This window comes from Mucilaginibacter sp. Mucisp73, assembly GCF_059491465.1.
Window position 1 is genome coordinate 97071 of the sequence record NZ_CP168507.1, and the last position, 12330, is coordinate 109400.

General features: G+C 44.6%; 4 protein-coding genes. 3 read left to right on the top strand and 1 reads right to left on the bottom strand.

The window, feature by feature from the left end:
* Positions 1-7: 7 nt before the first annotated feature.
* The 3 genes from ACEN82_RS00435 (at position 8) to sov (ending at position 10149) form a co-directional block, all read left to right on the top strand.
* On the top strand, positions 8-2287 hold the full coding sequence (locus tag ACEN82_RS00435) for an NADP-dependent malic enzyme (RefSeq protein WP_413322346.1): 2280 nt from the start codon (positions 8-10) through the stop codon (positions 2285-2287).
* Positions 2288-2529: 242 nt separating this feature from the next.
* Entirely contained in the window at positions 2530-3114 is a 585-nt protein-coding gene (gene ruvA / locus ACEN82_RS00440) for a Holliday junction branch migration protein RuvA (RefSeq protein WP_091174622.1), read from the top strand.
* A 24-nt stretch (positions 3115-3138) separates the two neighbouring features.
* The gene (gene sov / locus ACEN82_RS00445; protein ID WP_413322345.1) at positions 3139-10149 is read left to right on the top strand and encodes a T9SS outer membrane translocon Sov/SprA; all 7011 of its coding nucleotides are present in this window, start codon (positions 3139-3141) and stop codon (positions 10147-10149) included.
* A 151-nt stretch (positions 10150-10300) separates the two neighbouring features.
* On the opposite strand, the gene ACEN82_RS00450 is transcribed toward sov, so the two are convergent.
* Positions 10301-12103, bottom strand: coding sequence for a hypothetical protein (locus tag ACEN82_RS00450; RefSeq protein WP_413322343.1), 1803 nt, complete (start codon positions 12101-12103; stop codon positions 10301-10303).
* Positions 12104-12330 lie beyond the last annotated feature (227 nt).

A 12330-nucleotide genomic window follows, 5' to 3' on the forward strand; every position in this document is an offset into this window, starting at 1 on the left:
GAAAAAAATGAATAAAACTAACCGAAAACAGGATGCGCTGAATTACCACTCGCAAGGCCGTCCCGGAAAGATACAAGTTGTACCTACCAAACCAACAAATTCGCAGCGCGACTTAACCATGGCCTACTCGCCCGGTGTGGCTGAACCATGTTTAAAGATTGCTGACAATACCGAAGATGTTTATAAATATACCGCTAAAGGCAATCTTGTAGCCGTGATCAGCAACGGTACTGCCGTACTTGGCCTGGGCAACATCGGCCCTGAGGCCAGTAAACCTGTAATGGAGGGTAAGGGTCTCCTGTTCAAGATATACGCGGATATTGACGTGTTTGATCTTGAATTGAACGCCAAAAGTGTAGATGACTTTGTGAACATCGTAAAGGCGCTTGAGCCTACTTTCGGCGGTGTAAATTTGGAAGACATCTCGGCCCCAACCTGCTTTGAAATTGAGCGCAGGCTAAAAGCCGAAATGAATATTCCCGTAATGCATGATGATCAGCATGGTACCGCCATTATATCGGGGGCAGCTTTAATGAATGCCTGCGAAATCCAGGGTAAAAAACTGGATAAAATAAAAATGGTGGTTAACGGTGCAGGTGCCGCCGCGGTATCCTGCTCAAAAATGTACCTGTCATTAGGGGTTAAAAAAGAAAACCTGGTGATGTTTGATATTAATGGTGTGCTCAACCAGGAACGCACAGACCTTGACGAGATCAGGATGGCGTTTGCTACTGACCGCAAAGACGTTAAAACACTGGCCGATGCTATGAAAAATGCCGACGTATTTGTCGGTCTTTCGGCAGGTAATGTGGTAACCCCCGATATGCTGAAAACCATGGCTAAAAAGCCCATTGTTTTTGCTATGGCCAACCCGGTGCCCGAAATTGATTATGACCTTGCAGCCGGCACACGCGATGATATTATTATGGCAACCGGCCGTTCCGATTTTCCTAACCAGGTAAATAACGTGCTTGGTTTCCCTTACATTTTCCGCGGTGCGCTGGATGTCAGGGCTACTGCCATTAACGAGGAAATGAAGATTGCCGCTACACATGCCATTGCCGAAATGGCTAAAAAACCGGTTCCGGAAGCCGTTAACCTCGCTTATAACCTTACTAACCTGAAATTTGGCAAGGATTATATCATCCCGAAACCAATGGACCAAAGGCTGATCACCGAGGTATCCATGGCGGTGGCAAAAGCGGCCATAGCTTCAGGTGTAGCCCGTAAGGTGATCACCGATTGGGATGCATATGCAGAGGAGCTGAGGGTGCGCCTGGGTACTAATGATAAGCTGCTGCGTAACCTTACCGCTAAAGCAAAACAGAACCCTAAGCGCGTTGTATTTGCCGAGGCCGATAATTATAAGATCTTAAGATCGGCACAGATAGTGAAAGAAGAAGGTATTGCCACCCCCATTTTGCTGGGCAATATCGACAGGATCAAAAAGATCATCCATGATAATGACCTTGATTTGGGTGATGTTCATATCATTGATCCGCGGGAAGGATGTGAGCATATGGATGAGTATACCGAGTTTCTGTATAACAAACGCCAGCGCAGGGGGATTACCCTGTACGAGGCTAAAAAGCAATTGGTAGACCGTAACTACTACGGCGCTTGTATGGTACAATTTGGCCGGGCCGATGCGCTGATCTCAGGTTTAACTAAAAACTATGTAACCACAGTAAAACCGGCCCTCCAAATTATCGGTACTGAGGAAGGTGTTAACCGTGTTGCGGGCATGTATATGATGATCACCGCTAAAGGTCCTGTGTTTTTTGGAGATACAACGGTGAACGTAAACCCATGTGTGAATGATTTGGTTGATATTACCGTGCTGATAGAACGCTCAGTAAAACAGTTTAATATCAGCCCGAGGGTGGCTGTGTTATCATACTCCAACTTTGGTTCGAACGAAGGGGAGATACCAGAAAAAACCAGGGAAACAGTAGCGATACTGCACGAAAAATACCCCGACATGGTTGTCGACGGTGATATGCAGGCCAACTTTGCGCTTAACGCTGATTTGCTTGATGATAACTTCCCGTTCTCAACACTCAATGGTAAACCGGCCAATACACTGATTTTCCCTAACCTGGAGTCGGGTAATATTGCCTATAAACTTTTGCAGGAAATAGGCGGCGCCGAAGCAGTTGGGCCGATATTGGTTGGCTTAAAAAAACCGGTGCATGTGCTGCAGTTGGGCAGTTCGGTACGTGAAATTGTAAATATGGTTACTATTGCAGTGGTTGATGCGCAGGCAAAAGCTGCTGCCAACAGCTAAATAGAACTCCCTCTAAATTTCCCCCGGAGGGGAGGGTTTGAGTAGGGTTAGTAATACATTTTTTATAAAGACGCTGGTATTTAAATACTTAGCGTCTTTATTTTTTAAGGTGAGTATAACGCAGCTTTTTTGTTTGTCATTATATGAACATAATGACGCCGGAATTTTATCTTTGGATAATCACTGTAAAGGCTGTTTGCCATTAACATCATTGTTTAATAAACTTAATAAAGTAATAATATATGTATGATTATATTAGTGGGAAACTAATGTTCAAAAGCCCGTCGTATGTGGTTATAGATGCGGGAGGGGTAGGGTATCATATTAATATTTCGGTAAATACCTATTCGGGCATTAGTGACGACGAGAAATGTAAACTCTTTGCATGGTTACACGTAAAAGAGGACGCGCACACTCTTTACGGCTTTGCTACAGAAGGTGAACGCAGGTTGTTCTTACATTTGATCTCTATTTCGGGTATCGGGCCAAATACGGCAAGGATGATGTTATCGTCCATAAGCCCGGCCGAGATCCAGGCTGCTATTGTGAGCGGTAATGTTTCATTGATCCAGCGGATAAAAGGAATTGGGCCAAAATCGGCTCAGCGGATTATTTTGGAGCTGCAGGATAAGCTGCGTAAGGAAGGCCCCGATACCTTAACTGTTGTGCCGGTGAGCCAGACGGTTAAGGATGAAGCACTATCAGCATTAGTAATGCTGGGCTTTGCGCGTAACGTTGCCGAAAAGGTATTAGACCAGGAGATCAAGAAAAATAATGGCGAATTAACGGTTGAAGAACTAATTAAATTCGCGTTAAAAACGCTATAATTACGGATAAATATCTACTAACTTTTGATCAAAGTATTTACTTATAAGACACTTATAAGTGTGTTGTTCATTGTGGTGTTCGGGGGACTGGGTAATGTGTATGCACAACAAAAGCCTTCGCCTGCGGCTAAAAATGATACAACCAAATCAAATGCACCAATAAACCTGACCGCGCCACGAAGCCAGCGGATGAGGGAAGGTATTTTCAATACCGACCCGGCAGGCCTGGTACGTACCATTGAATATGATCCGGCCACAAACCGTTATATTTTATACGAAAGGGTAGGTAATTTACTTTACCGCCCGCCGCAGTATCTTACGTTTGAGCAATATTTAAAACTTAAAGAACGATCGGTCCAACGGGGCTATTTTCAGCAGCTGGCAGATAATTATGCCTATGATTCGCAGCAGCCGGGGTTTATACCGCCTATAAAGGTCAGGAGCCGTACGTTTGAGCAGATCTTTGGTAGCTCGGTGATTGATATCCGTCCGCAAGGATCAGCAGAAATGATCATGGCCGGGCAGATAAATAAAAACCAGAACCCGCTTTTTAACACCCGCCAGCGCAGTCAGTTTAACTTTAATTTTGATCAGCGCATCCAACTCAACGTAACAGGTAACATAGGTGATAAGTTAAAGATTACCACCAATTACAATACCGACGCGCAGTTCCAGTTTGAAAACCAGATAAAGCTGGATTATACAGGCTCGCCCGACGAGATCATTCAGAAAATTGAGGCTGGCACGGTTAGTATGCCGCTTAATACCACACTGATCACCGGTAGTCAGGCGCTTTTTGGCGTTAAAACCAAGTTGAAATTCGGACGGCTGGATGTTACAAGTATCTTTTCGCAGCAACGCTCACAGTCAAAAACCATCACCATTACCAATGGTTCGCAACAAGGCGAGTTTAGGTTGACCCCTGCCGATTATGAGGCCAACAAGCACTTCTTCCTGTCGCAATATTTCAGGAATAATTACAACAGGGCGCTGGCTAATATCCCGATCATCAGCTCCAATGTAAACATTACTAAAATTGAGGTTTGGACAACCAACCGTACCAACGTAACTACCGATTCGCGCGATATATTGGCTTTCATGGACCTTGGTGAAAATAACCCATACAATAAAACCAGGATAGTAGGCGGCGGAAGCGCTCTGCCTGCGGGTTTTAAAGGGCCAGGTTTCGCCCAGCAATCAAACAACCTGTTATCTGTTTTGCCGCAAAATGCAAGGCTCACCAACTCCAATGATGTTGCCAGCTTTTTCCAGGGATCGGGCAATACGGATAACTATTCCAAACTAACTTACGCCCGCAAGCTTACCGATAAGGAGTATACCCTGCACCCGCAATTAGGTTACATCTCCCTAAATTATCCCTTAAATAATGATGAGGTACTGGCGGTTGCTTACCAGTATACTGTTAATGGTGTGCAATACCAGGTGGGTGAATTTAGCAGCGATGTTGCCGTTAACCCAAATACGCCTAATGTGCTTTTTGTGAAATTGCTGAAAGGCGAGTTATTGAAAACCAACCTGCCTACCTGGGATTTGATGATGAAAAACATTTACTCCCTCGGTGCTTTTCAGATAGCCCCTACCAATTTTAAGTTAACTGTTACCCGCCTTGATGATAAAACGGGGATCGAAAAAACGGTAATGGAAGAGGGGCAAAACCTAAAAGGTAAGCTGTGGCTCCAGGTAGCAGGACTTGATAACCTCAACCAGCAAAGCGATAAAAAGCCGGATGGCTACTTTGACTTTTTAGAAGGAATCACCATCGATTCGCAAAACGGGCGGATCTCGTTCCCGGTGGTGGAGCCTTTTGGTTCGGACCTGGCATCCAAATTTACCCCGGGCGAGACCGACCTGGTTAAACGATACGTTTATCAGCCATTGTATGACTCAACCAAAACCATCGCACAGCAATATTTCCCGGCATTAAACAGGTATGTAATCAAGGGAACTTATACCTCAACAGGTGGTTCAGAGTATCAACTAAATGCAGTTAACATTCCGCAGGGATCGGTGAACGTAACCGCGGGTACCGTGAAGTTGCAGGAAGGGAACGATTATACGGTTGACTACAATGCCGGGCGGATCAGGATTCTGAACCAGGCACTGTTATCTTCCGGCCAGCCTATTACCGTAAAGCTGGAGAATAATGAATTGTTCGGCGTACAGCAAAAGTCATTGTACGGCACCCGGCTTGATTATCATGCCAGCGATAAGCTTCAGTTAGGTGCTACTTTGATGCACCTTACCGAGCAACCTATCACCCAAAATGAAATTGCCGGCGAAGAATCCATCTCCAATACCATTTGGGGCTTTGATGCCAATTACAGTTCAAACTCCCGGTTTTTAACCAGGCTGGTTGATAAGATCCCCGGCATCCATACCAAGGTGCCATCATCCATTAATTTTTATGGTGAGTTTGCCAAACTGATGCCGGGCAGTCCCGGTGCATTGAATTTTGCAGGCTCCAAACACGGCACATCTTATCTTGACGATTTTGAGAACAGTCAATCGGTAATAGATATTAAAGGAGCTAACAGCTGGCAAATTTCAGGAACGCCGCAGCTATTCGGCGAATCGGCTTTGTTTGATAACCTGAGCTATGGCTATAACCGTGCCCGGCTGGCTTTTTATAATATCGACCCTATATTTTATACCAATACAGGTTCCATCCCCATATCAAGAAGCGAGCTTTCCAACCATTATGTAAGGCAGGTAATTGAGCAGGAAGTTTTCCCTTACAAGCAGTCGGCTACCGGGCAGCCGATTAGCCTGGCTACGCTCAACATGGCTTTTTATCCAAGTATCCGTGGGCCGTACAACTATGCTACCACCGGCATTAATCCCGATGGTACCTTGCAAAACCCTAAAACACGCTGGGGCGGTATGTTCAGGAAGCTGGAAACAAATGATTTTGAATCGTTGAACGTATCCTACATCGAGTTTTGGATGCTCGATCCGTTCATATACAAACCCAACTCGGCCGGTGGTGATTTGTACTTTAACTTAGGCTCGATATCGGAAGATATTTTGAAAGATGGACGTAAAAGCCTGGAAAATGGTTTGCCTGTTGACGGCGACCTGACCAAGGTGGATGAAACCAGCTGGGGGCGGGTGTCTAAACTACAGCCGGTTATTAATGCTTTTGATAACAACCCCAATGCCCGTAAACTGCAGGATGTTGGTTTGGACGGCATGAACGACCAGGATGAGCAAACCAAATTTGCCCCGGTTGTTCAGCAGATAAAAGGGCAACTGAACGCGCAGGCCGCGACAGCCATCGCAGCCGACCCTTCGTCAGATGATTATCAGTATTACCAGGGCCCGGCGCTCGATCAGGCCCGTGCCGGCATCCTCGACCGTTATAGCAAATACAACGGCACCGACGGTAACTCGAAAACGGCGCAGCAATCGCAGGCAGAGCTTGGCTTGCAAAACTCGGCTTCAACATCCCTGCCTGATGGCGAGGATATTAACCGCGACAACAACATGAGCCAGGAAGATTCATACTTTCAGTATAAAGTATCCATGCGCCCGGCAGATATGGTGGTAGGGCAAAATTATATCAGCGATAAAGTTACCGCGCAGGTAAAACTGCCCAATGGCACAACACAGGCAGTTAACTGGTACCAGTTCCGCATCCCAATCTCAGATTATCAATTAAAAGTGGGCAATATCCAGGATTTTAAGGCAATCCGTTTTATGAGGATGTTCATGACTAATTTTGCCGATACCGCCGTGCTTCGTTTTGCGACCCTGGAACTGGTGCGCGGCGAGTGGCGTGCTTTCAATACCGAAAAAAATCCGCTGAATGTTATTGCCGATCCGGCTATCCAAAACCCACCGATAGATAATTCGACCATCGACGTGCAGGCTGTGAATATTGAAGAGAACGGTAACCGCACGCCTATACCTTATGTGGTGCCGCCCGGTATTAACCGCCAGCGTAATTACAATAACCTGCAAACCAATACCAAGCTCAACGAGCAATCACTGTCCCTTAATATAAAAAGCCTGCGCGATGGATATTCAAGGGCCGCCTTCCGTACTTTTTATAATGACCTGCGTAAATACAAACGCATGCAAATGTTTATCCATGCCGAGGGTGATTATTTGAAAGATAATGACCTGAACGCGTTTATCCGTCTCGGGGTTGATTACCAGGATAACTATTATGAGTACGAATTGCCTTTAAAAATAACCCAGCCGGGTACCAGCGATGCAGGAGCAATATGGCCGGATGTTAATGAAATGGACCTGGAGCTTGATTTGCTGATCAGAGCAAAGCTTGCGCGTAATCACTCCAATGTGGCCTACAACCAGCTTTTTAAATACACGGAGGGCGATAAGGTAGTTTATATCAAGGGCCAGCCCGATTTAAGCAAGCTGCGTACCATTATGCTTGGCGTGCGCAATCCTTATAAAGGCACAAATGTTTTGCCCGATGATGGGTTGGATAAATCAGGAACTGTTTGGTATGATGAGCTGCGCCTTACCGATTTTGATCAGCGCGGGGGATGGGCCGCTACCGCGAGGATTGATGCCAAGCTTGCCGACTTTGCCGATATTACCGTATCGGGCAGTAAAACAACCATTGGTTTCGGTACCCTTGATTCAAGGCTGAACGACCGGAGCCAGAGTGATGATCAAACCTATGACGTATCGGCCAATGTTGAGCTTGGCAAGTTTTTTCCGGATAAAAGCGGCATCCATATCCCGGCATACATCAATTTGTCATCACAAAGGAGCATGCCGCAATATGATCCCGGAGCGCCGGATGTTGAGCTGAAGGCATCGCTGGCAGCGGCAACGAGCACCAAAGAGCGCGACTCTATCAGGAACGCGGCTATTGATATTACCACCCGCAAAAGCATCAACTTTACCAATGTACATAAGGCGCGTACAAACCAAAATGCGCTTAACCATATTTGGGATATTGAAAACTTTAATGCTACTTATGCCTACACCGAATACAATCACCATGATTTTGTGACGCAGAATGATGTGGAGAAAACCTATAATCTCACACTTGCTTATAACTATACCAATCAGCCCAAATACTACAGCCCATTTGCCAAGATCATCAAAAGCAATATGCTGGCTCTGTTCCGCGATTTGAACTTTAGCCTGCTGCCGTCGCGATTGAATTTCAGTATCAATTTTAACCGCTTTTATTCGGAGAATACCCTGCGCGATAATGACCCCAATAATTATATCCCTATCCCGACGACAACATTCAATAAATATTTCAACATTACCCGTGTATATGGTATAGGCTGGAACCTGTCGAAATCCTTACAAATGGATATTGATGCTACCAATCTTTCGGTTGTGGATGAACCCGCCGGCCGTATCAATGGTTTAAAGCGCGATACCCTTTGGGATAACCTGAAAAAGCTGGGTCGTACAACCAATTATAACCACACCATCAACTTTAATTATACGGTGCCTATTAACAAAATCCCGGGATTGGATTGGATATCGGCAGTAGCGCGTTACAGTACACACTTTAACTGGCAAACACAGCCGCTGTTTGCTATCAATAGTACCGCTTATGATGTTGGTAACAGTATTCAAAACTCAAGGGCAATCCAGCTTAACCCAACCCTGAATATGGTTTCGCTGTATAACAAGTTCCCTTTTATCCGTAAGGCGAATAATCCCAATAAAAAGAGCAATATCCTGATAGGCCTGCTAACCAGCATTAAAAACCTGAGCGCAACCTATACCCGTACCCAGGGAACGTTTTTACCTGGATACTTACCGCAGTCGGGCTTTTTTGGTGCAGATGGTAATGCACCCGGGTTAGGCTTTTTATTAGGTAGCCAGGCAGATATCCGGGCCAGGGCTGTAGCTAGCGGCTGGATCACCACCGATACCCTGCAAAATCAGTTGTATACCACATCGTTAAATGAGGATATGCACTTCAGGGGTATTATTGAACCATTTAAAGATCTGCGGATTGAGCTTAGCGCGTTTAAAACCCAGGACCATAACTACCAGGCTAATTTTAAATACCTGGCATCAAGCAATAGCATCGAAACATTAAGCCCGGTTACATCGGGTAACTACAGTGTATCGTTCCTCACCATTGGTACCGCCTTTGAATCGGCAAAGGGGATAAACAATGTATCGTCTACTTTCCAGAAATTTTTGGATGCCCGCGCCGTAATATCGCAAAGATTAGGGCGTACCAACCCAAATTCGGCAGGGGTTGCTGATGGTTATGCCGATGGTTACGGGCCAAATTCGCAAAATGTGCTGGTGCCGGCGTTTCTGGCAGCATATGCAGGTAAAAATGCTTCGGGCAGTAACCTGTCGCAATTCCCCAAAATTCCTATTCCTAACTGGCAGGTAACCTACAATGGCTTAGGTAAGATCTCCTGGTTCCAGGATATTTTTGATTCGTTTGATCTGAGTCATGGTTACCGTTCATCATATAATGTAAGCGGCTTTACCTCGCTGCTTCAATACCGCGAGGCCAACGGCGCTGCCACTTCGCGCGATTTAAATAATGATTTCCTGCCGTTATATCAGTTTTCGCAGGTCACCATTTTTGAGCAGTTTGTGCCTTTGCTGGGTGCAAGCGTACGCTTCAAAAACAGCATGACCGCCAATGCCGAATATCGCCAAAGCCGTTCGCTCAGCTTAAGTATGCTTAACAGCCAGTTGGCACAGCAAAATGAAAAGATCATTGTTTTTGGTTTTGGTTACCACACCAAAGATTTCCATTTTCCGTTTGGCTGGTTTGAAGGCATTCAGCATAAGGACGTGAACTTTAAGCTCGATTTTTCATTGCGCGATAATAAGACGCTCATTTACCGGGCTGATGTTGAATCGGCCGAGATCTCATCGGGCGCGCAAAATATTACCGTAAGGCCATCTGTTGATTATGTGATCAACCAGCGTTTTAACCTGAATTTGTTTTATGATTCAAACCTTACCAAGCCTTATACTTCGCAAACGTTTAATACATCATTTACCAATTTTGGGATTAATTTGAAGTTGTTGCTGCAATAAAATTGAATGAAATACGGGACCTGATAAAGAAACGTCATTGCGAGGTACGAAGCAATCGCGAACTTTACAGGGCTGTTTGCATAGCTACTCTGCCCGTCGGGGATTGCTTCGTACCTCAATGACGTGGTGGAGATATTATTTTCATACCTTATCAAAACTTCCCCTGGTCCATCAGCTTTTTCCGCTCCGCTTTTCTTTTCTGGCGCTCTGCTTTATTCTTTAGCCGTTCTTCCTTGTTTTTGAGGTGCTCGTCAATGCGGTCTTTAGTGGCTTTTTGGCTTTCTTCATCAAGGCCGACACATGGTTTGATTCCGGTAAGTAAGGTTTTCCAAACCGTTTTAAAAAAAGGCGAATCTTTAGGTCGCTTATAGATCACTAATGACGAAGTGAGCTTCCCTTTATCATCAGGATTACTGCGCCTGATCACGAAGAGATTGGCATATATCGACATGATCGATTTCCTTTTGAAACGATCATTAACCGTATCGGCTTTTAGTAGCACCACCTTTAAATCGTTATATAAAAAATCAACCTTGCCTTTAAATACTTTGCTGTTGGCCTGGATATCAAAGCTGAATTTTTTTACGCTGCCCGATGTCATTTTTACCATAGCCAAAGGCATGGTAGCTGGATTTAGCCTTCCAAATTCCATTGATCCTAATGTGCCTTTATAACTGAAAGCAGCATCTTCATCGCTTAAATTAAATTTCAATTGCACATCGAGCCGGCCACGGTTCATAAAATAGGTAGTCAGATCAACAAGGGTAATGTTGTTTTTGGCTATGGCCGATGGATTGTTGGTAATATTATAAATATGCCCGCTGGTATTATTAAAGGTAACTGTGCCTGTTTTTTGAGATTTTTTATTAAACTCATTGTAGATCACATCAACGTGCCGGATTTTCATGGTGTCGATCCTTAAATCAAGGTTTAATTTCCTGATCATCATATTGGGGAACGTTTTAACCTTATCTGTTGTGGGATATGGTTTCTTACCCGGGTTGGTGAAAGCCGTTATCTTGCCATTTGTCATGGTTAGGCTTGAAGCAGAAACTGTGCGGTATTTGTGATAATTTAAGTAGTCAAAATTGTTTAGCTGCACAGAATCGGCCAGTAAGCCCAGCCGGTCTTTCTTGCTTTTATCAAAAAAAACGTCCGATTTAGTAGGCTGCATAGCAAGCCCTTCGATATTTAGGCGTGATGTAAGGGTGGAGAGTTTAAGATGCCTGATTTTATAAGTGTACAGGCCGCTTGGTGTTTCTCCGGTGTAATTGTTCAGTTCGGTGACGATATCTTTGCAATAAAGCAGGCGCGATTTATCATATTGCGTAGCCGAATCAATGAGCAGGTCGTTTGCACTTAAGTTTAGCTCTTTAAGTTTGGAAATAGCCACCTTGTTGCCCGAGTAATCTTCATAGTTCAGGTTAACATCATTGAGCAGGATGCTGCCGATATGGATCGATTTCAAGCTTTTGGAGATGCGTTGCCAGGCTGTACGGCGATCTTTAACAACAGTATCCCTGGTATGGTTTAGCTGGTAGCTTACATTCAGGCGTGGCTCATTCAGGATGATTTGGCCAATATTAAGCTTTTTTTGAAAATAGAGGCTAAATGGATGCACATGATTAAGCACCAGCCGTTTTACCTTAAGCTCAACCAGGGTATTGGGGGCCAGGCGTAAACGCTTTTTTTGATTATAAACTGTTGTGTCCGGCTTAAGGGTTATATTGTAAATAATAATTTTGCCCTGCAGGATATGCAGCTCGGCGTCCGAAAAATCGGCTTTGTAAAGGCTGTCGCTGCTGCTTAATACCACATCCTTTACCTTGCCGGCCAAAATGGGCGACCAATACCTGTTTACTACTACGGCCAGCAGCAATATCACTATAACCGGTATCAGCACAAATTTGAACGTTTTTTTTTGCCACTGGTGCTTTAAAAAATTGAGTGCCATTTACCGGTGTTACTTTTACTTGTGTTTTAATGCTTTAACAGCAAGGTAGCAACTTTTGTTATAGCGTAGCGGATGGATAAGTTATTTTTTGTTAAAACTCATACTTAATTCATCATTGTTAATGCGGGATTATATGCCGGTGTTTAACTCATATAAAGGTTTTGTTTAACTGCAAAGCAACCCTCGGGAATTTCAGGGCGTTATGTTTATAAATATCCATAACTAAC